This window comes from Paenibacillus sp. 01T431 (assembly GCF_056398625.1).
In genome coordinates, this window is sequence record NZ_JBFTPT010000008.1 from 188,105 (window position 1) to 211,931 (window position 23,827).

17 protein-coding genes and 1 pseudogene are annotated in these 23,827 nt (G+C 43.5%); 5 read left to right on the plus strand and 13 right to left on the minus strand.

Annotated elements, in window-relative coordinates:
* Positions 1-137: 137 nt before the first annotated feature.
* Positions 138-1,199, plus strand: coding sequence for a phosphatidylglycerol lysyltransferase domain-containing protein (locus tag AC1DM9_RS16600; RefSeq protein ID WP_477581114.1), 1,062 nt, complete (start codon positions 138-140; stop codon positions 1,197-1,199).
* A gap of 118 nt (positions 1,200-1,317) precedes the next feature.
* Here the strand turns inward: AC1DM9_RS16600 and AC1DM9_RS16605 are convergent, their stop codons facing one another.
* Positions 1,318-4,104 (minus strand): glycoside hydrolase family 3 C-terminal domain-containing protein, encoded by a 2,787-nt coding sequence (locus tag AC1DM9_RS16605; RefSeq protein ID WP_477581116.1) that lies wholly within the window; start codon positions 4,102-4,104, stop codon positions 1,318-1,320.
* A gap of 465 nt (positions 4,105-4,569) precedes the next feature.
* Here AC1DM9_RS16605 and AC1DM9_RS16610 point away from each other — a divergent pair, with 465 nt between their 5' ends.
* On the plus strand, positions 4,570-4,971 hold the full coding sequence (locus tag AC1DM9_RS16610; protein WP_441878249.1) for a RidA family protein: 402 nt from the start codon (positions 4,570-4,572) through the stop codon (positions 4,969-4,971).
* A gap of 116 nt (positions 4,972-5,087) precedes the next feature.
* Here AC1DM9_RS16610 and AC1DM9_RS16615 read toward each other — a convergent pair whose 3' ends face one another.
* From AC1DM9_RS16615 to AC1DM9_RS16645, 7 genes and pseudogenes are all read right to left on the minus strand, one after another.
* Positions 5,088-5,255 carry a hypothetical protein gene (locus tag AC1DM9_RS16615; RefSeq protein ID WP_477581118.1) on the minus strand — a complete coding sequence of 56 codons (168 nt, stop codon included), beginning with the start codon at positions 5,253-5,255 and terminating at the stop codon, positions 5,088-5,090.
* Positions 5,256-5,287: 32 nt separating this feature from the next.
* Positions 5,288-6,232, minus strand: a complete 945-nt coding sequence (locus AC1DM9_RS16620) for a hypothetical protein (protein WP_477581120.1) — start codon at positions 6,230-6,232, stop codon at positions 5,288-5,290.
* A gap of 45 nt (positions 6,233-6,277) precedes the next feature.
* On the minus strand, positions 6,278-7,852 hold the full coding sequence (locus AC1DM9_RS16625) for a sigma-70 family RNA polymerase sigma factor (protein WP_477581122.1): 1,575 nt from the start codon (positions 7,850-7,852) through the stop codon (positions 6,278-6,280).
* Positions 7,853-8,063: 211 nt separating this feature from the next.
* A pseudogene (locus AC1DM9_RS16630) lies at positions 8,064-8,537 on the minus strand (TetR/AcrR family transcriptional regulator); the annotation flags it as partial.
* Positions 8,538-8,733: 196 nt separating this feature from the next.
* Positions 8,734-11,805 carry an ATP-binding protein gene (locus tag AC1DM9_RS16635; RefSeq protein WP_477581124.1) on the minus strand — a complete coding sequence of 1,024 codons (3,072 nt, stop codon included), beginning with the start codon at positions 11,803-11,805 and terminating at the stop codon, positions 8,734-8,736.
* A gap of 168 nt (positions 11,806-11,973) precedes the next feature.
* A complete protein-coding gene (helD, locus tag AC1DM9_RS16640) occupies positions 11,974-14,388 on the minus strand; it encodes an RNA polymerase recycling motor HelD (RefSeq protein ID WP_477581238.1) in 2,415 nt (804 codons plus the stop codon).
* A gap of 555 nt (positions 14,389-14,943) precedes the next feature.
* On the minus strand, positions 14,944-15,843 hold the full coding sequence (locus AC1DM9_RS16645) for a 3-hydroxyacyl-CoA dehydrogenase (protein WP_477581126.1): 900 nt from the start codon (positions 15,841-15,843) through the stop codon (positions 14,944-14,946).
* Between the two features lie 144 nt (positions 15,844-15,987).
* Between AC1DM9_RS16645 and AC1DM9_RS16650 the strand changes: the two genes are divergently transcribed.
* Positions 15,988-16,152, plus strand: coding sequence for a hypothetical protein (locus AC1DM9_RS16650; protein ID WP_441878237.1), 165 nt, complete (start codon positions 15,988-15,990; stop codon positions 16,150-16,152).
* A complete protein-coding gene (locus AC1DM9_RS16655) occupies positions 16,127-18,862 on the plus strand; it encodes an S-layer homology domain-containing protein (protein ID WP_477581128.1) in 2,736 nt (911 codons plus the stop codon). The genes AC1DM9_RS16650 and AC1DM9_RS16655 overlap by 26 nt, the downstream gene beginning before the upstream one ends.
* Positions 18,863-19,008: 146 nt before the next feature.
* Here the strand turns inward: AC1DM9_RS16655 and AC1DM9_RS16660 are convergent, their stop codons facing one another.
* From AC1DM9_RS16660 to AC1DM9_RS16675, 4 genes are all read right to left on the minus strand, one after another.
* Positions 19,009-19,428 carry a MarR family winged helix-turn-helix transcriptional regulator gene (locus AC1DM9_RS16660; RefSeq protein WP_339205714.1) on the minus strand — a complete coding sequence of 140 codons (420 nt, stop codon included), beginning with the start codon at positions 19,426-19,428 and terminating at the stop codon, positions 19,009-19,011.
* Positions 19,429-19,496: 68 nt separating this feature from the next.
* A complete protein-coding gene (locus tag AC1DM9_RS16665; RefSeq protein ID WP_441878232.1) occupies positions 19,497-20,231 on the minus strand; it encodes an SDR family NAD(P)-dependent oxidoreductase in 735 nt (244 codons plus the stop codon).
* A 118-nt stretch (positions 20,232-20,349) separates the two neighbouring features.
* Positions 20,350-21,159, minus strand: a complete 810-nt coding sequence (locus AC1DM9_RS16670; protein ID WP_477581130.1) for an SDR family NAD(P)-dependent oxidoreductase — start codon at positions 21,157-21,159, stop codon at positions 20,350-20,352.
* A gap of 251 nt (positions 21,160-21,410) precedes the next feature.
* Positions 21,411-22,331, minus strand: coding sequence for an alpha/beta hydrolase (locus tag AC1DM9_RS16675; protein WP_477581132.1), 921 nt, complete (start codon positions 22,329-22,331; stop codon positions 21,411-21,413).
* Positions 22,332-22,458: 127 nt separating this feature from the next.
* Between AC1DM9_RS16675 and AC1DM9_RS16680 the strand changes: the two genes are divergently transcribed.
* Positions 22,459-23,181, plus strand: a complete 723-nt coding sequence (locus tag AC1DM9_RS16680) for a DUF4386 domain-containing protein (protein ID WP_441878224.1) — start codon at positions 22,459-22,461, stop codon at positions 23,179-23,181.
* 5 nt (positions 23,182-23,186) lie between these two features.
* Here the strand turns inward: AC1DM9_RS16680 and AC1DM9_RS16685 are convergent, their stop codons facing one another.
* Positions 23,187-23,771 carry a Crp/Fnr family transcriptional regulator gene (locus AC1DM9_RS16685; protein WP_441878222.1) on the minus strand — a complete coding sequence of 195 codons (585 nt, stop codon included), beginning with the start codon at positions 23,769-23,771 and terminating at the stop codon, positions 23,187-23,189.
* Positions 23,772-23,827: the final 56 nt, after the last annotated feature.

Sequence of the window (23,827 nt, forward strand, 5' to 3'; positions counted from 1 at the left end):
ACATTCGTTATATTCGCAAGAAAAAAACCTAAAACATAGGTATTACTGGTATAATTTTTAACTATAATCTCTGTTTAATAGGAAGACAAATATTATTTCAGCTGGCTCCCAGAGACTGCTTACTTGGAGGCTTCACCATGATTGATATCCATTCTGAAGAACGTCTGACAAAACTGCTTGAAAGATACGGCAATAACTCACACACGCATTTATACTACCTTGGTGATAAAGAATGGTTCTGGGATTCCGATTACGAGGCTTTGATCGTGTACCGCACAGCCTTAAATAGAAGAATTGTACTTGGCGACCCTGTTGGAAACCCACGGTTTACTAGGCGCGTTATTGAGCAGTTTGTAGCGGACTGCACTGAAAATAAGCAAATACCCGTGTTCTATCAAGCAAAATCCTCATTTCTATCGCTGTATGAGAAGCTTGGGCTGCGATGCTCCAAAATCGGTGAAGAAGCACAGGTCGACTTATCTACCTTTCAACTGAATGGAAAGCAATGGCTTAAGCTGCGAAATCGCATGAATAAATTTGGACGCTCCGGGTTTACCTTCGATGTTCTGCACCCGCCATATTCCGACTCATTCCTCCATCGTCTTCAAGACATTTCAGATGAATGGCTGGGTAATCGGAAAGAAAAAAGCTTTTCTGTAGGCTCTTTCGCAAAGGAGTATGTCATGCGTTTTCCAGTCGCGGTGCTTGTTGGGCCTGACGGAAATTATGAAGCGTTTGTCACCATTGCAGGGGATCATCAGCCATTTATTAATACAATGGAAGAAGAATCTGTTTTTCGGCGATTAACGGTGGATCTCATGCGTTATACAAAAGCATGTCCGCATGGCACAATGGATGTTCTATTTGTTTCCCTATTCCTTTGGGCCAAAGAACAAGCCTATGATGTTTGCAGCTTAGGCATGGCTCCGCTTGCTAACGTTACTGATTCGCACATCATCAAGCTTCTCTATAAGTATGGGAACAAGCTGTATAACTTCAAGGGGCTTTATGAATATAAAAATAAATTCGCTCCAAACTGGGAAAATGTCTACCTCGTTTCGCAGGCTGCAGCTACTTCCATAAACGTTGCGCTGCTAGCATTAATCATTCATTCTAACGATTCCAATAAACAATCACCAAGCCAAATTCCGCCTAAGCATTTTATACATAAAGTGCTGTCTTCAAAGAAAAGGGCTTAGCTGTAGAGCAATGATGTCACAGCATTACTATACCGATTTTATAAGCATTCAAAAATAAAGGGCACCTTTGCGGGTGCCCTCGTTCTTTCTGGTAAGTATTACACACAGCTATTCTGCATTACACTTTTTTAAATTCGATCCATTCAATTTGCAAGCCTGGTTTGATGAATTCCAGCTTCAGTTCATAAAGACCTGCTTCCAGCTCGACTTTCACAAGCTTCTGCTTGATCCATTTGCCTTCCGTCCCATTCGTCTGAATAGTCGTCATCAATTGATCATTCAGTGTCACGTTGCAAGCACTTTGAGCCAGTTCAGGCTCAGGAGACATAATGCTGACAATAATCCGGTATTGGCCAGCTTGATCCACTTTCATAAAGCTTGATCCTGCTGCCGCTGGTTTAACTTGTGCATTCTCGGAAAGTACTTGTGCTTGCTCCGGAGATAGAGATGCATTCACTTTGAATGTATCGACCTTCTCTTCAATGACTTGTTTTCTCGAGAATACAGGCGCATGCATAATGAACTCACAAATGTTCATTGCAGAGCGTTGAAGCTCGCCCCTTGTTAACGTTCCATTCTCCAACGATTCAATCGTATTGTCATCCCAGCCATTGATTTCCGCGCCATAGTTAGGAACAACCATATACAGATCATTTTGTGCACGAACCATCCAGTTCGTATATTTACGATCCGCTGATCCTCCATTGACGACATCGTTCATGATGGCCCACCAGTCAGTCATGACAATACCTTTAAAGCCCCATTCGCCGCGAAGCACGGTAGTATTCATATCATAATTAGAAGCCGCCCAATGTCCGTTAATTGGATTATAGGAGGTCATAATCGAATTCGCGCCGCCCTCTTTTACCGCAATTTCAAAGCCTTTCAAATAAATTTCACGAAGAGCGCGCTCTGATACGATAGCGTCTACTTTACTGCGATGCTTTTCTTGGTTGTTGCAGGCAAAATGCTTCAGCGTAGCATTAGAGCCGCCTTTCATAATTCCTCGAGTACATGCTGCTGCAAATACGCCGGAAATGAGCGGATCTTCTGAGAAATATTCAAAGTTGCGGCCATTCAGCGGGCTGCGGCGAATATTGAGGCCAGGCCCAAGCAGAGCATCCACGTTGTTGCTTAACAATTCTTGCCCTTCCATAACATAGAGCTCTTCGACCAGCTCAGCATTCCAAGTTGCCGCAAGCAAGGTGCCAATGGCAACCTGGGTCGCTTTCTGCCCACTATCCATACGAATACCTGACGGGCCATCTGCTGTACAAGCAACCGGAATTCCGTAATTAAATAAGCTGTCGCTTACTCCGCCGAAAGCCGAAGCTGTACCCGGCGTAACAAGCGGACTGCTCATGCCCTCTCCTCTGACAATGGCAGCCAAATCTTGATCGCTAAGCTGAGCGATAAAAGCTTCCATGCCAACCTTCTGCTCATAAACATCTCTTAATTTAAATCCTTTGTTTCCAGTTTGCTTAACTGTTGCAGGAAGATTCTTCTCAATCCGTTCTGCTAAGGAAACACTGCGAGTGGGTACTTCTTCCGTAATCAGCTCATATGAACCGTCTTCCTTCCGAGCGCCCGGCTTCATTCTACTAAAGCCCTCTATTGGTGCCAACGCCTCTTGCAGCTGCTCTACGACCTCAAGAGCTTCCACAACGTAACCGTCTTTACCTTGTACGCTTATTGCAATAAGGTTTTTAACGCTTGTTCCTACATAAAAGCGATACGTTCCCGCTTCTAGAACATAAGCGGAAGCATGCCCTGTCACACCAGCGTCATCATAAGATGCCATTGTATCTACAGGAAAACTCACTGTAAGGCGCTCTGATTCGCCTGCTTGAAGCACTTTGGTTTTGCCGAATGCAGCCAAAGCTTTGGCCGGTTGTCCCAATTTCCCTTGCGGTGCTTCATAATAAACCTGCACGACCTCTTTACCCGCGTAGTCAGCTCCTGAATTGGTAACCGTTACGTCAATTTCAACGAAATTTTTCCCATCTTTAGTGGTCAGTTTTGCTTGCTCAGCATCGACTTTAAATGAGGTATACGATATCCCGTATCCAAATTCATATTGAACCTTCTCTGGGCAAAATGTTTCAAAATAACGATAGCCTACATAGATATCCTCTTGATAAAAGTTTTTAAATTCATTGCCGTAGTTTCGAGTGGATGGATAATCATCGATGGAATAAGCAATGGTATCCGTCAATTTACCGCTCGGAGTCACTTCTCCGGCCAGAACATCGGCAATGGCGTTACCGCCTTCCATGCCGCCCTGCCAAGAGTAGATCGCACTTGAAATGGGGTGGACATAACTTTCATCGTTCATCCAGCTCATATCAATAATGTTCGATACATTCAGCACTACGATGGTTTGCTCGAAATAGGCTGTTACCTGCTTCAGCATCGCTTTTTCGTCCGAGGTTAGCTGATAGCTTCCCGGTGCATCGGCATTATCCTGATCTTCTCCCGCTGTACGTCCAATCACAATGATTGCCTTACTCGATTTAGCTCTTGCGCCCGACACTAGTTCATCAGTTAACGGCATTTCCTTCTGGTGCCACGGCTCAGCCGCCCAGCCGCCGCCGCCATTATCGAATGGATTTTGCTCAATCCACTTTTCATAGACAGCCGCAAGCTCTTCATTGACTGTCAGGTTCTTTTTACCGCGAAGACCATCTAATAAATTCGTTGTATAAGAAACATGGACGCTCCCGCCTGATCCTGTACCGCTGCGGTAGTAATTCACTTGGGTTCTGCCAAAAACAGCAACGTTTTCGCCATCTCGAAGCGGAAGCACCTGTCCTTCATTTTTTAACAGTACCGCGCCTTCTGCAGCTACGGTTCGACTAAATTCAGCAAAACCTTCTAATGGAACTCCCAGACTCTGTGTACTCATTTTGTTTCCTCCCGGTTGTCTATTCCACACATATGGCTGGTTCGATAGAAAAGTATTTATTCTCTTTCTACATTTCTAGTTTTCACGAACCCATGCATGTTCCCTATAAAATCCTTTAAAAAATAAAAGATATACTAACAATATACAAGCACAGCTTCTAAAAAAGCAAAGTTAACAGTTTTTACCTCATTGGTGATCATGCAACAACCTTGCTATTCTTTTCACTTCAACAATGTTATTATTCTACAGTAAGTTATTTTACTTATAAATGAAGGAGGGATACTTGATGAAGAAGAGATCGATTAAATCATTATCTGTTGGAATCGGGTATTCTACTGCTGTTTTTTTCTAAAATTGATCAAGACGGGATAGCTCTGTCTACAATCATAAAAAGTTAAAATACAGTGAAATAGATAACCTATTCATAGTTATTTATTTTCCATTTATAAGGAGACGTTACAAACGATGAATTTAAATAATCATGTTGTTCATAGATATAATCCGGAAAATATAGCGAAGCCGGTTGGCAGCTATAGTCATGTAACGAAAATAAGCAGAAATGCGGAGATGTACGTGTTTTCCGGCCAAATTGGCATTGATCAGAACAACAATATTCCTACCGATTTTAATCAACAAGTAACCAATACAATGAGTAATATTGTTGATATCCTCTCTTCCCAACAATTAACTCCTGATCATGTCATTAAAATCAACATTTGGGCTACGGAAGAAATAGATTGGGATCATTTCTATTCCATTTGGGATAAAGTGTTTGGCCAAACGCCTCCCTCCATGACGGTTGCTTATATTAAAGGATTAGGTTTGCCCGAATTAAAAATTGAATTAGACGTTTGGGCAGCGGGCTAGAGCCAGACTCTTTGCACATAAATCAAGCTAAAAGAGGCTCCGCAGATGACATGATCATCTCGCGGAGCCTTTTTTTTTTACACTCTAACCCTTAATAACATAGAGTTTCTCTTCTATTATTCATACTGCATCGTGACGACGCCCGCAAATTGGGACACGTTTTCCTTTGTAACTTCTAATGTATTCACTTCTGTCGTTCGCTGTCCTACAGCCTTAATGAACTTATCTGCCTTGGCGAAAACAAATCTCCCTAAAATCCCTAGAGCCTTCGTACTGTAATGCATCGGAATCGCAACGGTCGCTAATGCGCTCGTGATTACCCGATAATGTATCGGAAGTTTTCCACTGCTTGAAGGTTAGGTGTGGTGAGCCGGTTAATATGATTATAAAAGCTGTACGGAAATTTAAATGTGTGACCAAAATCCCAATCCGTATGTTGAAACCTCTGCAGCCAGTACTCTTCCTCAATAGGCAGCCACTCTGAACGACATGCCAGTGGAAGGGGCCAACGATCCACTGAAGAGAACAATTTTGGCGGCTGCTCCGGATTTATGTGATGACTGGTACGAAGAACTTTAACCAGTTTTTGAAGAGAGGGAATGCCTTTCAGAAAATATTCGACATGACCGAGCTCATGCAAAATCGTTAATGCTTGCGAAAAAGTTAGCATATGTCCAATTAAATCATGGTGAGCCTCTGATCTATAAATGGTTTGAAAAGACGAGAGTTCATTTATGATAAATTCGGATAGCTGCCCAGCATTTTGAATAGCAGGAAACCGATCACTCTCTACCACTTCCAGCCGCTTCACGTCCGATGCCGAATACCCTAGCCATGACCTTCCGGGAATGGTTTTATTAAAAGAAGCAATCAAGCTTGAAATGCCTTCAATATCATCCGCATGTCCCCAACCGTCAAGTTCTCTGATCGCCATCAAACTGATAGCTGCATAGATAACATTGTGTCCGACCCAGTGGAGCCCATCCATTGTAGGCAGTAGAGCAGCTAGAATTTGTTTTTCGGCTGTTTCGGCATCCATCTCTCCTCCGCTGCGAGCGATATGCTCGTATGCTCGACTGCGAAGCATCACGTCTGATTCTGCTGCAATTCGAGCTGACGTCTCGGCTGGTATCAGGTTTTCTTTTACGAAAAAATAGCTTGCGATTGCTGCCGCCCCAAAATGCGCCTCCCATATATCACCCGTTCGACCCTTGCACTGCGATATGATCGATAGGCCTCTTTCTAAGATGCGATTGTCCATCTCCCCACCCCACCTTTAAGCATAAACTTTATCTTTTAAATAAGGTCACGTTTCTGCGCCTATCTCAATGATCTTTTGTTCGATTGTATTCCAGCGCCACCGCGGAAAATATCCCTGCAAATGCACTCCGCCATACCACTCATCTATTCCTTTATTCGCAATCCAGTCCTCTTTTCCATCCAACACCTTTTTTCCGAATTCGGTTAACGTAACGATACAATCGCGGAATGATATCGATGAATCGAGATAAGAAGGGATCGTCTGTAATCCGCCGATTTGTATTAATGGATACGGATCTCGAGACATTTCCTTTAAAATATGCCAGTATTGCAAATCACCCATACCCAAGGCGTTGAGTTTGTTTCCAACATGCTGAAATAATTCATACGGACTGTTTATTCCCCCCTGGATCATCGCAAGCGTTATCTGCTCTACGATACCAAGCCCATTGTGGGTAGACGGGAACCGTGATAAATGAAATTGGAAGGCATCATGCGCAAATGGCAGCACGGACGTATCTTGACTTAACAATTGCTGCAACTGTTGTGGATTTTGTGACGTATAGGCTTGCCAAAACGCTCTGCCTAAGTCCAGCTCCTCTGCCCCAATCAATTTCCAAGTTCCCGATAACGTCTCCATTTGCTCCCGAGAAAGCTGTCCCAACCCGCGAAACAGTTCAATTCCTGGATATTCCCCGATGCACAATAAGCTCAGCTTTGTTTTCAGCAAAGGCTGCCCTGAGAACGAATGGAGCAAATAGCACAGCATCGTCTGATCGAACAAATCATGCTCAAACCAAAACACAATCTCCTCATATTTATGAAAATCAGCCAACACTTTCTCCTGCGCTTCACTACCCTGAACAAACTCAGAGCGAGGGATTCCCATTGTTTGTTCCAAATATTGTGATCGTCTAGAACGATTGTCTACTGCAGCAGAATCTAAAAATACAGGACCATGAGGGTACACTTCCCGCCATACTAAAATCTCACCCTGCACGATGCCTTGCCGCAGCTTCTCTGCTACTGAATCTCCGTTTACAATATGAAGCACACCTTTTCCTCCTACATACAAATGATTATATACGGAGATCAAATCGGCTACTGGCAGAGCACCCTTCAATTTACGACGAGCATCAAAGAGCCGTTTCTTTAATATCGAAACCGAAGTGCCCACAAAGCTCGAAATTTCTTGAAGAGAATACCCTTGAATATAAAACAATTGAACCGCAATTCTCATTTTCGGTGTTAATAAAGCTATAGAATCATGAACGGACTGCTGCAGCTCTCTTTTCTCAATAATATCAGAGACACTAATTTGAGCCTCTGCCGATTGCGCTACTTCCTCGTAAGGCACGATGGGATGATGCTTTCTACGCGTCATACGATAACATTGCCGTATCACAATAGCTTTGAACCATCCCGGAAATGCTTCTCCTACTCGCAGTTTATTTAAATGCAGAAAGGCTTCAGTGAATGCTTCTTGCACTGCATCTTCCGCTAGTTGAAAATCGTGCAGCTTCTCGTACGCAACCGCGTTTGCCATTGCTGTATAGTGCCGGACAATAGATTCAAAAGCTTGCCGATCCCCTTGTTTTGCGTCTTCAATATACTGAAGCATGCTCCCGCTCCTTTCTTCCGTATGATATAGAAGTGCCTACTATCTATGGAAAGGTTACAGGTAAAGGTCAAAACAATAAAATACATATGACATTATGAGAAGGAGAGAAAAAGGCCTTCCTTTGCAGGACGGCCCTCTCTTTGTAAACATGAATCATGCGAACTATCGTTTTCACTCGATTTGTGTGATAAGGTCCAGCTTTATGGGCTCTTTAAAAGGTAGATCCATTTTGCTCCTTGGCATGTTTCTGCTTCTGCACCTGTCCCACTAACCCATAAAAGAACAACTCCATCAATTGATCCATACTCCTAGTTATGTGTTCTTGATTCGATGACTCCCAATGACGACCAATTTCATTCTTAAACATAGTGAAGTAACGCATCGACATCTCTTCTGTTTGGCCTTTATGGATATAACCCTCTTGCTTGCCAAGCGCGACAAACTTCTCAAAAAAGTGCACGACCTTCTGCTCGCTATAGCTCTCCATCATTTGCATCAATCCACTCAACTCAGAGGATGGGGCCTTTGGAAATTCATCCGCTAACATGTTTGAATTTTTGGCCTCCAACAGCATGATTTCTTTAGTTTTTTCAGGAAAAGACAGTTCCGAATCAAGAATGTTGTCATACACCACCAACTGCTTGTCCATCCAGTCCATCAATGTATCGGCATAGAGCTGTTCTTTTTTACTTATTAATCAGAATGGCCGCTTTGAGCAATCTTACGATTAATGCCGTAAATTCGGCATGCGTCATACTCGCTATTAACGGTTCCTGCCGTCAATCCGTCTTACGTTCACATTGCCATCTTTCGGTGAACGAATCGCAGAGAGAATTAATCCACTAGAATCTTAAGATCTTAATTAATGCTCTTCTCTTCCCTCATTTTGACACGACAAAACTGACAATAGTGCCTTGATTCGGAACACTCCGGATTTGCAATCCCTTGCCGTATAGTTGTTTCAATCGCCGATCCGTATTGTACAAGCCGATTCCCGCCTTTACGTCCAAGCGGCTGTCCAAGACGCGCCGTACAGTTTTCTCATCCATCCCTATACCATTATCTGTGACCGAAATTTCCGCCTCATGTTCTTTTGCGGTAATTCGGATATGAATTTCTCCGCCTTCAACACGGCTTAGCAGGCCGTGTCGTATTGCGTTCTCGACAAGAGGTTGGATGCAGAGCGGTGGAACTTGCAAATGAATTCTTGCATCCACATCCCAGCGAATGTTTATTCTGTCCTCAAAACGTTCCTTTTCGATATACAGATATGAGCGGACAAGACCAAGCTCATTCTCAAGCGGAACGAGTCGTTCCAAATTCCGAAAGTCAAAGCTTGCCCGCAAGTAATGGCCGAATTCTTCAAGCAACGCTCTCATTTTCTCATTATCGATTTCGCTGAGTGCGGCTATCGAATTAAGCGTATTGAACAGAAAATGCGGTTGAATTTGCGCCTGAAGCCAAGCCGCTTCCATGCGCAGTCTTTCGCGCACCGATTGCCTCAATTCAGTCAATGCCCGTACCCTGGATTTCAGTTCCAGCGCATCTACCGGTTTCCTCAAGTAATCGTTGGCTCCCGACAGGAATCCGGTATCTATATCTTCCGGTCGACTGCGGGCGGTCAAGAGCAGAATGGGTAGCTCCGTGACGGAAAAGCGCTCACGAATGATACGGGACAATTCGTATCCGGACATGCGTGGCATCATGATGTCGGTAATGATCAAATCCCATTCTCTCGTATTCAGTATGGCAAGTGCGTCACGCCCGTTTGCAGCCGTGACGACTTTATACTTTTCCGAAGTAAGGAGGTTGCTCAATATACTTAAATTGACAGCATCGTCGTCTATGACCAGAATGTTTGGCCGGTCTGAACCGGTCGCCGATTCCAGTTTGGAAATGTCACCGCGAAGTCCAAAGGAAGCGGAAACCACCGCTTCTGCATAAACACCCGATACCGGAGCAATCATAGCCTTCTCGTAATGTCGGATGGATGAATCGGATAACTGCAAGGTAAAGCTGAATACCGAACCATGGCCCGGAATGGAGTTAACCTCCAACGTGCTTCCGTGCAACTCCACCAACTGCTTGCATATACTTAACCCGAGCCCGAGCCCGCCTCCAATTGCCGTTATGCCAGGGTCCCCCTGCTCGTAGGGAGCAAACATCCTTTGCTGTGTCTCTAGATCTATCCCGATGCCGGTGTCGGCGACGACAATGCTCGCCTTACCGTCCTTGACCTCGCCCTTTATTATAATATGTCCTTGATCAGTATATTTCACCGCATTGTGAAGCAGGTTGAACAAAATTTGTGTAAGCCGGTTTTCATCGGCCATGACACTAGGAAAGTTGTCGGGAATGTCGCTGACGATGCGAATCGACTTGCCTTCCGTCATAAAACGAAGCATATCGGTTACACCGGAGGCGACTCCCTGAACGTGGACACTCCCTATATGCAAGCGGATGCCATTCTCCTGAAGCCGCGTCATGTCCAGCAGATCGTTAAGCATGTATGACATTCGCTTGCCTACGGAAATAAGCAGCTTCATGTTCTCTTTGTTTTTGTCGTCCTGATCTCTAATACCGTTATCCAGAACGGTTTGGGCGATGTTAAGGATGCCATGCAGCGGATTCCGCAATTCATGGGATGTGTTGGCCAGGAAATCGTCTTTCAGCTTGTCCGCTTTCTGAAGCTTCTCGGCGAGCTTCGCCGTTTGGGCGAAAGTATCGGAATAACGTTTGAACCAGAAAGACGCAAAAGCGAGGAACGCAACGATCAGGTCGATCGGATAATAGCCCATATCTAGCAGACTCTTGAGGTACCCTCCAATAATATTAGTCAAAACAGAGGTTAGACCAACGACCAAATAAATGGCGTTCTTATCGCTCTTCAGGGCCGTACGCAGCGAGAACATCAGACAGTACAAGCAAGCGAGCAAATCTATGGTGTAGTATACAGCTAATGCGCTCAGTGCGTACCTGGCTGGCAAAAACACAATCAGCAGTGTGGCAATCAAACAAAGCAAGGGGAACCAGCGGAACACTCTGTTTTCCGCATGTTCTGGCAAGAGACTTTTGGCAAACTGCAGTAGGAAGGCTCCTACTCCAATAAAGGACAGAAGAACGAGTTTAATGGACCACTCATAGTTGATGGCCGGCAGCCAAACTAGCAAAAGCTTATCATCGTCGAGCAGTGTCATGACAACGGCACTAACAACAAGCATAAAGAAGTAGATCAAAGCTTTTTGTCGGGTGCCGATCACATACAGAATAAGCGTATACAAGGCCTGAATCATCAGAACGACACATACGACTAACTGCATGTTGATGGAAAACCCTACTTCTTTGTCCACCGCAAGTTCACTGCCTAACTTGATTGATCCTACCACACCGCCTCGTATACTGTTGTCATAATTCGCAACTTGTATGACAATATCGATTTCGCCTGTATCGGCCTTGAAAGTAGCGGTATAAGGCATGCTTCGGGCTGTATACTGCTGTTTGATCTTTGCCGGCTGCCCCTCTCTCGCCAAAAAACGATCATTCACATATAGTTCAGACGAAGTACGCACGTTCGAAACGCGAATGCCATAGGTTAGATCATTATCCGGGTTGACCTTGACGCGCAGACGATAGGAGCCATAGCCGTATGGCGAGTTGTTCTCGGATAAAGACAGGTTCCACGTTCCGGGAACATGAATGAACATTCTTCCCTCTTCGGATGAGATTGTGTTCGACTCGCTTTGCATCACAAACTTGCCGGGATAGAACTCCCAATCTCCGTCTACTGTAACCGTGCGATCCTTGGTGAAGTCGAAGCCGCGCAAATCCAACTCGCCCCGAACCGCACGAGGGTGCTCTGGTGACGCCTGAAGAAAAGCCCAGATGATTCGAATTAGCAATAAGGTGATAAAGAATGACCCTGTAACAAGGACCGCTTTTCTTTTTGTCATCATAATCCAACCTATTTCGACAAAACCAAAGTAATTCCTTTGATTTTAAATATTAAATCGCGAAAAATGGAACATAAGCCTAATGATTTCAAAATTTTTATATCTCAAGCTTATTTCCCAAAAGTAGCGATCGGACCATAAATAATTATCTAATAAACGTGCATCAATTTCTTATTGCTCCAAATCATACAAGGAACGATCCACGGCTTGAATATAAGGTGTCCAATCTCCTGTCGTGTAGAGGATAAGCTGGTGCATCGCACGTGTACATGCCGTATAGAAAAGCTTGCGTTCGCTTTCCCGATGATAGGTCTGCGAAGAAGCATCGTAGATCAGTACGGCATCGAATTCCACTCCCTTGGCAAGATACGCAGGAATGACATGCACTCCATTCTCGAAGGTAGGCGTCTTCTTCGTAATGAGCCGAAGCGTCTGACAGCCCACGTCTGTCAACGCTTCGTAGGCATCACAGCTCTCGGTCGCTGTCTTCGTAATGACGGCGATAGATTCGAAGCCTTCAGCTTGAAGGGCAGCAAGATCTGCCGCGATTCTTTCCACTCTTTTCTCACTGCTATCCGCCTTAAAGAGAAGCGGCTTCTTGCCACCTCTTTCGAAGGGCACGATCGCCTCCCCGTATGGCAGCAACAACCTCGTAAATCCAACAATTTCTCGGGTGGAGCGATAACTGCGAACTAGAAAGAAGCGTCTCGTTTCTCCTTCGCCATAAAGCCGTATAAGCGGCGAATCCATCTCGTGCAAGTTCGTCGCCTGCGTAAAGATCGCCTGACCGAAATCACCGAGCACCGTCATTTGAGCACGGGGAAACAGCTTTTTGAGAAATTCATACTGAAACATCGAGTAATCCTGGCCCTCATCAACAAATACATGCCGAACCTCCGTATTGGTCCGAATACCCTCAATGAGTTCTTTTAAATACAAGTATGGTGTCGCATCCTCATAAAACAATTCGAGCTTGCTCAGCTTCTCTTTCGTTTGCTTGCATATTTCTGTCCAATCACTAGGCACTACGGTTTCATTCGTCATTTCCTGATAGGCGTTATTATCACTAAACAACTGATCATAAATACCAACCATATCTATAAATAACAACCGTCTCACATTTTGCCTCAGTGGTTTAAAGTTTTCTTTCACAACCATTCGGCGCAGCAGCTCTTCCTCCTGCTGGGCAAAATCAAATACATCGTCCTCTTGCTGGTGTTTATTGTTCATGATGTTATAGGCTTCGACATATTGCTCTGCAAACTCGAAGATCCCTTTGTCTTTACGCAAAAACTGATAGGCTGCCGCATATTGATCATTATCGAGGTAGTTAAGTTCGTCCTCCACCCAGCTTTCGTCCCGCTCCTTACGCTCCAGCATGACCAGCTCACGCATTATCCACTCCTGCAGTAAAACGACACGATTGACCAAGCGGATGGAGGGGTCGTAGCTGTAAAATTGCGATTTCATTTGCTCCGCGGTAATTAGTTCACGATCTCGGAACTGAATCGCCTGAAATCGCATGCCTTTCTGGCCGAGCCATAAGGCATAGTTTCGGAGAGCTTGAAGGAAAACTTCCGACGACTTATATTGAATCCCCTTCATTCTCGCCTCGTACCCCGGATCGGATTCTTCCGTCAGCACATATTCGAGCTGATCGAACGGGTCCTCCAGACGAAATGTCCGTCCAAGCCAATATTCCAGATATTCCTGAAAGGTCGTCTGCTGCATATTTTCCTCGCCAAGCTCGGGAAGAACGGTAGAGACATAGCTGTTAAACATCGGATTGGGCGAGAAAAGCACGATTTGGTCCGCTTTCAGCCTCTCGCGGTGTTTGTACAGCAAGTACGCCACACGCTGCAGTGCCGCAGAGGTTTTCCCGCTTCCCGCGGCTCCTTGCACAATGAGCATTCGGCTATTATCATTGCGAATAATCTCATTTTGCTCCTTTTGAATAGTTGCAACGATACTTTTCATCTGTGCATCTGCGCCTTTGCCAAGCACCTGCTGAAGCAGTTCGTCACCTATAGTTAAGCTCGAGTCGAACAAATTCTGAATCTGCCCGCCTCGAATCTGGTATTGCCTTTTCAGTTCCATCTTCCCAGCGACATGCCCTCCGGGTGTTTCAAAAGCGACCGCCCCTGGCGAATAGTCGTAGTATACACTCGCTATAGGTGTACGCCAGTCATACACTAGGAAGCTCATACCATCTGCATCGACGAAGGACGATACGCCGATATACACTTGCTCCTTGGATTCAAGACCATCCTCATGAAAGTCGATACGCCCAAAATAGGGAGAAGGCAGCAAGCGGTTCATACTCTTCCACTGCCTCTTCAGCTGCGCGTGGCTTCGTTCCCGTTCGGACAACACCGCAGACTGCTGCTTAATCGTTAAGAAGGTCTCTTCAAAATCTTCGTCTGTGCTCGTATCGACCGTAACCTCTTCCCAAAATCGTTTGCGGATGTCCGCCGCCTGATCGCGAAGCTGATCCACTTCAGGCTCTAGCTCAGCGATACTTGCTTGCAGCTGTTTCGTAACCATATCCAACCGTTCCTGCTCTTGCTGCCAATCTTTTGCATTCATCATCCTCCTGAACACGCTCCTTGTTAGTTTGGTCTGGAGAAGAAAAAGAACATTTGACAAACTGTAAATCCATGTGATAAGATAAGAGTGTAGATAAGATGTAATAAATCTGTGAACTTTACAAAAACTATTCAGTGGTTCATTAATATTAACATAGTCCTTCTTTGTGCGCAATTTATTTATATAGTTGACCTCGGCAGCGTCTGCCGGGGTCTTTTTAATTTAGCTCATAACATCCCAAGGCCATTTCTCTAACGAACTGTATGATGCTTATTATGCAGAAAACGACTTCTGTTCCATTTTAACGAATCTTATTAACGTTATTGCATGCTTTGTAACGTGTTATGAGCTGCTTTTCTCGAAATAACGATTCTGGGGTTCGTTACATTTTTAATCCACTACAAATGGTTAGAATAGGACCTGCTAGGTTCGTAAGCTGTAAATATGCTAAGGGGAGGAAATCATTCTGCCTAAGCTTCATAAAAAAATAGGAGCTACTCCAATCGTAGATAAATCTACTTGGGACAGCTCCTTTTCTTTTGCAACGATAAAGAACTAACTTTTCAAAAAATCCGGTTTAATGAAATTAGGATTCGGGTATTTATAAAATCCTTCTCCGGTGGCTCTTCCAAGCTTTCCTTTATCTACGTACTCTGACTTCAATAGCGCAGCCACTTTCTCAAAATTTTGATCACCTGTAGCCTGCGCTTTTGCAAGTCCGATATTGTAAGCGGTATTGATGCCTACAACGTCCAAGATGGCAAACGGGCCTAGTGGCGCTCCTGTGGCTACCATCCATGTTTTATCAATCGTTTCTACATCAGCAACTTCTTTGACTAGGAGCAGCTGCGCAGCTTCCAATAGAGGAACTAATAAAGAATTCAAAATATAACCTGGCTGTTCTTTATGTAAAGGCAAAGCAACCATTCCGATGGCTTTCGCAAACGCAATAACTTCATCGAATACCTTCATATCTGTTCCCGGATGCCTCATGATTTCCGCCGTATTGTTTTTCCAAATCTCATTTGCAAAATGCAGCGCTAGAAACTTTTCCGGACGAGCTGTTGCATGCGCAAATTGGCTTGGCAATAAAGTTGAAGAGTTTGTTGCAAAAATCGTTTTGGCAGGAGCTGCCTCTCCCAACTTCTTGTAAAAATCAATTTTCATTTGTACGACCTCAGGAATGGCTTCAATGACAAGATCAGCATCTGCAACAGCTTGTGATAAATCAGAGCTGAACGAGATACGGTCATAAGCTGCATTTACCGCTTCACTCGTAGCCCCAAGATCTTCTTGATACCGCGGCTTCAAATTTACAATTCTTTCTTTGGCACGCTCTAGAGCCTCATCGTTAATGTCATATACAGATACATTAAACCCTTTGAAAGCAGTTTGGTACGCGATTTGGCTTCCTAATACGCCGCTGCCGGCAACGGTGATATTCCTGTAATTCATAACACTTCTCCTTCATTTGTTATAGGTCATATTTGCACATGCTTAATCGATCTTTAATATTCCCTAACTCAGGAAGCACATGCAAATAAAGCCTCGACCCTAACCCTGAAAGGTCATATTGCCTTCTATAAATAAACTTGTCATATGACAAAACTGGTGACAACGCACACTATTTGTAACTTGAATAATAATTTATATTTGATAGTGGCGTTAAATGATGCGGGAGAACTGCGTAAGTTTAGAGCCGCCAATCATTTTGAAATGGGAAAAGGGGAAGTAAAACGTGCGGATAGTCAAGAACATACGTAAAGGTTTATTGCTAGGTTTAGCTTTTGTGGTTATGGTAAGTTGGGGGTCTACCCTACATTCTTCAGAAGCTTACGCTGCTAGTGCATTACCAGCGAATCAACCTATTGAGTCCATTTATGAGGATGCAACCAAGATAGACTTTGATGATTGGGATGATGGTGTGTCCGGAGCTATTCCTATTGGATTTTCGTTTGATTTCTACGGGACAAAAAATGAACAGGTTTATGCTAATACCAACGGCCTCCTCATGTTCAACAATCCTACCAATGATTTCGGAACACCTGAAAGCTTAGAAGAACTGCCTTTGGAGAGTCCCAATCATTATATTACAGCTTTTTTGGCTGATCTTTCGCTAGAGCTGGATGGTACAGTCCTCTACAAAACGATTGGAGAAGCACCAAATCGGAAATTTGTATTACAATATACGAATATGCGCTTTTGTTGCAACTCTAATATGAACCCCTTCGGAACCTTCCAAGTCATCTTATATGAATCTACTAATGTTATTCAACTGCAATACCCTAATCTTATGGCCACCAATTCAGACGATAAAGAAATCAGAATCAGTTTAGCTAATAAATCATTTGGTTCAAGTGCCTTAATCGGAATACAAGAAAGTGACATTGGCGACTATGTAACGTATTCTCTGAGAGAGAAGAGCCTGACTGAGAAGCAAGCCATTCAATTTATTCCGGATGATCAAGGCAGCTATACAATGATTCGTCATGCTCAGTATGAGCCGATTTTATTGAATAATGAACTGTTTCCGGGTTATACCCACCTCATAGGTCCAGCAGATGGTACATTCGCTTCCCTATCTCCAACTTTCCAGTGGGAGACTGCTGCCAATGCCGTTTCGTATGAATTCATTTTAGGTAATGATCCTGAATTTAATTCTGGGTGGAGTATTGAACATATCGCAGAAAACAACTTAGATATGAAGGAATTCGAAATAGAGTTAAAAGAAGGAACAACCTATTATTGGAAAGTTGAAGCTATGAATGACGATGGTTATACAACTTACTCCAATACTTACCGTTTTGTAGCTTCCTCTATTCAGCCTGCAACTGTTGAAACGGACCTAGAGGTAAGTCAAATCAACTCTATGTCGGCTGTCGCAGGAGGAACAGTAACTTCAGATGGTGGCGGCGAGGTTGCCGAACGGGGAATCGTATACTCCACTCATCCGAATCCTACTGTAATAGATGGAAAATCCGCAGCTGAATTAGATGGGACAGAAGCCTTTTCTGTTCATCTCACAGGACTTCAATCCGCTACAATCTATTATGCACGTGCATATGTGATAAATGAAATTGGAGTAAGCTATGGTAATGAGGTTGATTTTAGAACATTGAGCTCTAGTGCAAGCTTGAAAACATTAACCTTAAGCAATGTGACATTAGATCAAACGGTAAGCGAAAATGTATACGCCTATACGGGCAATGTGCCTAACTCTTTGTCCAACATTACCATATCAGCTACGGTCAGTGATTCAACGTATGGCACTGTGACAGCAAGTGTATACAATAGTGCCAATGTACTTGTAGCAGGTCCGATTAGCTTAGCAAATGGAGAAACAAGCAGTGAGCTTCCCCTTAATGTAGGCAGCAATCGGATTGAACTATTCGTCATTGCTCAGGACGGCACTGGAACTAAATATACAGCAACGATAACAAGAGCTGCTCAAGACAATGGTACAGTAGACAATGGAAATAACGGCGGTGGTTCAAGCAACAGCTCCGAACCAGTCATCTCCACGAATGGGAGCCTAACGCTTCCTATTGGAAGAGCCGGCGAGGTTAGATTGGACAATGAGCTCATTATAACCATTCCAGCCAGTGCTAGTAGCAAGGAGCTAAAATTAACAATTGAGAAAGTATTAAATTCTCAAAATCTGCTTAGCAAACATGAGATTCTCGCGAGCTCGATCTATGAGGTTCTAAAAAACTTCCCTGAAAACTTCAATAAACCCGTTACTTTGACGTTTGCATTCGATTCAGCCAAACTGAACAGTAATCAAACGGTCGCAATCTTCTACTTTGATGAAGTGAAGAAGGAATGGGTGAAGGTTAATGGCGGCAAAATTAACGGCAGCCATATTGCTGTAGAGGTTGATCACTTTACGAAGTATGCTGTACTCGTTGTAGACCAAGCAACGGGATTGCCAGTATCAGACTCGTCCAACTTTAGTGATACTACAGGACATTGGGCGGAAGCTCAGATTAAACAAGCGGTAAGCAAAGGGATCGTCAAAGGTTATAGCGACGGAACGTTTAAACCAAATGCTACAGTAACACGCGCTGAATTTGCAGTTATGCTGATGAATGCGCTAAAACCTGCCGACAATGATACAAAACTGAGCTTCACAGATCCTATTGCAGAATGGGCTCAGAAGGCCATTGCGCAAGCATCCGAAGCGAAGATTGTAAATGGCTATGAAGACGGCAGCTTCCGTCCAGCAGCGAGCATATCTCGGTCAGAATTAGCGGTTATGATGGCTAGAGCTGCTAAAGCAGATACAACAGCTGCTACAGTGACAAATTTTGCTGATGATAGCCAAATTCCAGCATGGGCAAAAGGTTCAGTAGCCGCAGTGAAGGAATTGGGAATCATAAGCGGACGCAGCGGCAACCTATTTGTGCCCAACGATACGGCAACAAGAGCCGAAGCAGTAACTATCATTATCAATTTGCTACAATTAAAGAAATAAGCATAAACAAGAACATGCCTAAGACCGTCCTTTGGACAGTCTTAGGCATATTTTAAATAATAGGTAGCTACAAAGCTTTACCTATCCTCTTTTTAACAAACACCAGTACTATTCACCGCAACCACAATCTTGCGTATACAGAAAATCTAGTCCTCTTTATTCAGCTTACTATACAGGTTGGCTAGCTGCTCCCGCTCCTGCTCAGTCAATTTGTCTAATAGATTTGTACGCAGCCGTTGCCCCTCCAGCTGTGCTCTTTTAAGAATATCTGCACCTTTGTCGGTAATGCCCAAATAAATAATTCGACGATCAGACTCATCCATTAATCTGACGACTAATTTCTTGGCGACAAGTTTTTCCGATAAATAACTAAGCGTAGGCGGGGTAAGCCCTAATATTTTTGCAATGTCCGATGGCCTGCTCTTTCCGTTTTGTTTAAGATGGCCGAGCACAAGCACATGAGAAACACCTAAGTCCTCATTGAATGACTTGTTCCACTGAATAATCATTTTATTGGTGAATTTATCCATGTTATGTATGAGATTGAAGATGGTTTGCTCTTCCATAAAGACCTCCTTGGTGCACATAAATGACAGCCCTTAATTAAAATTAAGGGCTGTCATCATATTACACATTATTGAGCTGAGTATCCACCATCAATTACTAACTCAGATCCTGTAATATACGAAGAATCATCAGAAGCTAAGAACAACGCTGCTTGAGCAATATCGTCAGGTTGGCCTAAACGCTGTAGAGGTGTGGCCTGGATTAAGCGGTCTAACAGGTCCTTTGAAGTGCTTAAAGCTTGTGTCATTGGTGTTTCAATGATCCCCGGAAATAGTGCGTTTACCCGGATGCCTTGACGCCCAAAAGCTGTAGCCGCCGCTTTAGAGATCGCGCGAACTGCACCCTTAGAGGCTGAATAGTGATTAAAGCCTTGGCCGATCAAAGCCGTGTACGAAGAAATATTAACGATGGAGCCTTTCTTTTGGGCTGCCATATAGGGAGTGACATGCTTCATCCCGGCAAATGGGCCAAACCCATTAATGGAGAGCATTTTCTGCCAATCCTCGATATTGATTTGCTCGTATGGTTTTTCAGAAGAAATGCCTGCGTTGTTGACGAGAATATCAATTTTACCAAAACGATCATGAACATCCTTTGCCAGCGCCTGCCAATCATCATCAGAGGCAACATTTAATTTCATACCGTAAACATTCTGTTTTTGACTTGCCAATTCAAGAGCTGCCTCATTAATGTCTGCGGCAATAACGATAGCTCCTTCTTGTGCAAACAGATTAACCATGTGTTCGCCTATACCCGATGCCCCGCCAGTAATAATTGCTACTTTATTGTCCAATTTCCCCATATCGCATTCTCCTAACGTAATTTGATTGATCTGCTATTTGTTCCTATCATTAAAACCGCATTTTCATTATTCATGTCAGCATACTTTGGCTAGCCGCTTCAGTCGCAAGCTTCAGCTGTTATTGATGCTGTGCCAGTTTCATATATTGCTCGAAATCAGGGACGGATGGGTTTGCAATATAATGCCCTCCCTCAACCTGAATCGTCTGTCCCGTAATAAACCTGGATTCATCTGAAGCCAGGAACAGGACGGTATGTCCAATATCATCCGGTTCTCCGTGATAAGGCAGTGCGTTATATTTAGCGAAGATACCCAATACCTCCGAGGGCATATTATTTTTAGCAGCCGGCGTCAAAATCAATCCAGGCGCTACTGCATTACAACGAATGTTATTCTTCCCATATTGGGTAGCGATATATTTGGTAAGATTTATAACGCCTGCCTTCGAAGCTCCGTATGCAACCCGAACTGCATCTCCATGAAAACCCGCCATAGAAGCTGTATTGATAATCGAGCCTCCACCAGCATGGATCATATGAGGGATAGCAAATCTGCAGCCGAGTAAGACGCTCTTTAAATTAACAGTCATAAGCCGATCCCACTCATCCAGATCAACGTTAACAACATCTATATCCTTCTTCAGGTTTGTCGAGCCGACATTGTTGAACAGGCTCGTGATTTTACCATATTGTTGTACCGTAAATTCAACTGCTTCCTTAATGGACACTTCGTCCCCGGCATCAAGAAATACGCTTACGGCTTCGCCGCCTTGGATTTTAATATTTTCGGCAGCTTCTTTGGCCCCCTCAGCATTAAAGTCGGCAATGACTACTTTTGCTCCCTCTTTTGCCATCAAGTTAGCTGCGGACAAGCCTATGCCTGAAGCTCCTCCAGTGATAAGCGCCACTTTCTCGTTCATTCTTCCCATTATTCGTAAACCCCTTCCTTAGAGACACTCACGATAAAGTAATATTTATTTAGATGTCTAACTATTTGATGTCTAAATATTATCAAATTAATAATTATCATGCAATGGTACAATTTGGTATCGAAAAATACACAAGAAAAATAGGGACAAACGCCATCGCGATAGAATCGTACAGCATATGAACGTATATCAGCCCTTTTGCTTTACGCAAAAGGGCTTTTTTAAGTCGATATGAATAGATGTTCTACTTACTATTCGTTCTCTATTGTTTTCAAAAAAGAAAGCACCGCAGCATTCATCTGCTCTAGCCCCGGTTGTTCAATTGGAAAATGGCCTGCCCCTTCTAAAGCTACATATTCCTTTTCACTTTTTATTTTTTCAAAAAATGGTTTGCTGAAGCTATACGGAGTCATAGGATCCAATTGAGGATGGACGAGCAAAACCGGACAAACATCAAAATGCTCAGGTTTTATTGCCGGTTTCATATTTAAGAAAGTTCTTAATAAGCGTAAAGGGATCTTCGTTCCTGCGGCATGAGCATCATTCATAATAAGCTTGGTCAATTCGACATTGTTCGTAATTAATTTCATACGAGATACACGATTAACAGAGATATGTAAGGAATCAAACAGCTTAGGAAAACTGTCCAACGAAAATTTCCCCAACCGGCTAATGAGTTTGTTAGGAGCTAATTGATCACGAACGCTGGAATCACTCGTATCAACAAATGTTGTTGCAATTAATCCTTTCACTTGCCTACTCTGTACAGCGGTGTGATAAGCTAACATGCCTCCTATACTAGTACCCAGCAAGATAATCGGTTTACCGTCCCGCTTCAATTCTTCATCAATCAATGCAGTAAGGATGTTAATCCAAAGCTGATAATCTAATTGTTTTACCGATTTTGCATAGCTTAAGCCATACGGCGGCAGATCCGGAGATACCACTTCATAACCATATGTTTGCAATATTCGTGCATATGGGGCCAACAACCTGCCATTCCCGCCAGCGCCATGGATGAAAATAATTTTTAATTTTGCATCCGGAGCAAGCATTCGATCCAGATGAATATGAACATTGTTCCAAGTCATCCATTCTTCTTTTGGCAATCCGTTTTCATTTATCTGCATTTCTTCAGGAAAAAACTTCTGATATTGCTTCCAGTAATCCACCGATTGATTATAGGTTTGAGGCGTATTCATGAATTTATAAATCCCTCTTCCTTGATTTAAGTCAATGACCGGTCATATTCCTCCTAGTTAAAATGAAAACAATACAGGATCTATAGGAGGCTTTCTTATGACTATCACCGTACAAGAAAAATCAAATCAGCGAACTGCTGCACTAACGGCTGGCATTTCACTCATCATCATGACTCTTGCCTCATTTTTTTCCTATGGCTTTGCCCATGGGAGCCTTATTGTGGAAGGCGATGCCAGCACCACATTCAACAACATCGTAGCATCAAATAACCTTTTCAAAGGCGAAATCTTTGGCTGGGTCATCATTATGATTTCTGACATTCTAGTCACCTGGGCTTTTTATGTGTTCCTAGAGCCATTGAATAAAAGCCTTTCCTTGCTAGGTGCATGGCTCCGTCTTACCTATACGACAATACTCGGTATTGCCATTTTAAACTTGATTCTTGTATTTCTGCTCTCGAAAAATACAGACCAGTCGGTCTCATTCAACATCGAACAAACGCAGTCACTTATGATGCTATTTCTTGAGGCATTCCAATCGATTTGGTCTATTGGTTTGATCGTTTTTGGCGGGCATTTGTTCATTGTGGGCTATGTGGCTTTAAAATCAAACCGTATTCCTAAAGTGATCAGCATTTTATTGCTGCTTGCTTCAATAGGCTATATCGTCGTTCACCTTAGCAAAACGTTTCTTTCACAATACGATGGGGTAATTGATGTACTTAATGTCGTATTTATGGCGCCAATGATTGCAGGAGAGCTAGGCTTTGGAGTTTGGCTGCTGCTCAGAGGAGGAAAACTTCCCAAAAGTGAAAAATAGCTTCCTTAACTATCGCTGGTGTTGACCCGTTTCTTGATTCTGCTTAATGACTCTGGCGTTATGCCAAGATAGCTTGCCAATTGATGTTGGGGTACACGATCGACGAGATGAGGCCTTTTTCGTAATAGCGCTTTGTAGCGTTCTTCAGGTGCAGAAGCAATGAATGATGTCAACTCATCTTGCACCTCACCCAGATTTTCTTCTACCATTATGCGTACCATTGATTCGAGTTGTAAGTGTTTATTGAACATGCCTTTTTCATCATCGAGCTCCCCAACCACCAATATACAATCTTCAAGGCAAGTTAAGGTGTACGCGGACGGCTTATTTTGCTGATGACGATTAAAAATCGATACGGCTTGCTCTTCTGTGAAAAAATTCGATGTAACCTCTTTTCCCGCTTCATCTATTAAGTGCTGTCTGACAATGCCCTTCAGCACGAAATAACACTTTGTGGGAACATCTCCTTGTCTAAGGAGTACTGTTCCCTTTTTATATTCCTCGATAAGGATGTCATCAACGATAGCCTGTTGTTCCTCATCGCTAAGAGACGTGAATTTAGTCATATACTTAAACAATATGCTTTTCATTTCGTTATCCTTTCATCAGTACCGCTTTACGGTTCAGCATATCATCTAGAAAGCCA

Excerpts from the sequence above, each read along its gene's own strand:
- AC1DM9_RS16670 (WP_477581130.1), bottom strand. The coding sequence starts at position 21,159 with ATGGGAAGAATGAACGAGAAAGTGGCGCTTATCACTGGAGGAGCTTCA.
- AC1DM9_RS16635 (WP_477581124.1), bottom strand. The coding sequence starts at position 11,805 with ATGATGACAAAAAGAAAAGCGGTCCTTGTTACAGGGTCATTCTTTATC.
- AC1DM9_RS16610 (WP_441878249.1), top strand. The coding sequence starts at position 4,570 with ATGAATTTAAATAATCATGTTGTTCATAGATATAATCCGGAAAATATA.
- AC1DM9_RS16665 (WP_441878232.1), bottom strand. The coding sequence starts at position 20,231 with ATGGGGAAATTGGACAATAAAGTAGCAATTATTACTGGCGGGGCATCG.
- AC1DM9_RS16685 (WP_441878222.1), bottom strand. The coding sequence starts at position 23,771 with ATGAAAAGCATATTGTTTAAGTATATGACTAAATTCACGTCTCTTAGC.
- AC1DM9_RS16680 (WP_441878224.1), top strand. The coding sequence starts at position 22,459 with ATGACTATCACCGTACAAGAAAAATCAAATCAGCGAACTGCTGCACTA.
- AC1DM9_RS16645 (WP_477581126.1), bottom strand. The coding sequence starts at position 15,843 with ATGAATTACAGGAATATCACCGTTGCCGGCAGCGGCGTATTAGGAAGC.
- AC1DM9_RS16625 (WP_477581122.1), bottom strand. The coding sequence starts at position 7,852 with ATGCTTCAGTATATTGAAGACGCAAAACAAGGGGATCGGCAAGCTTTT.
- AC1DM9_RS16615 (WP_477581118.1), bottom strand. The coding sequence starts at position 5,255 with ATGCATTACAGTACGAAGGCTCTAGGGATTTTAGGGAGATTTGTTTTC.
- AC1DM9_RS16660 (WP_339205714.1), bottom strand. The coding sequence starts at position 19,428 with ATGGAAGAGCAAACCATCTTCAATCTCATACATAACATGGATAAATTC.
- AC1DM9_RS16600 (WP_477581114.1), top strand. The coding sequence starts at position 138 with ATGATTGATATCCATTCTGAAGAACGTCTGACAAAACTGCTTGAAAGA.
- AC1DM9_RS16605 (WP_477581116.1), bottom strand. The coding sequence starts at position 4,104 with ATGAGTACACAGAGTCTGGGAGTTCCATTAGAAGGTTTTGCTGAATTT.
- AC1DM9_RS16650 (WP_441878237.1), top strand. The coding sequence starts at position 15,988 with ATGACAAAACTGGTGACAACGCACACTATTTGTAACTTGAATAATAAT.
- helD (WP_477581238.1), bottom strand. The coding sequence starts at position 14,388 with ATGAATGCAAAAGATTGGCAGCAAGAGCAGGAACGGTTGGATATGGTT.
- AC1DM9_RS16620 (WP_477581120.1), bottom strand. The coding sequence starts at position 6,232 with ATGGACAATCGCATCTTAGAAAGAGGCCTATCGATCATATCGCAGTGC.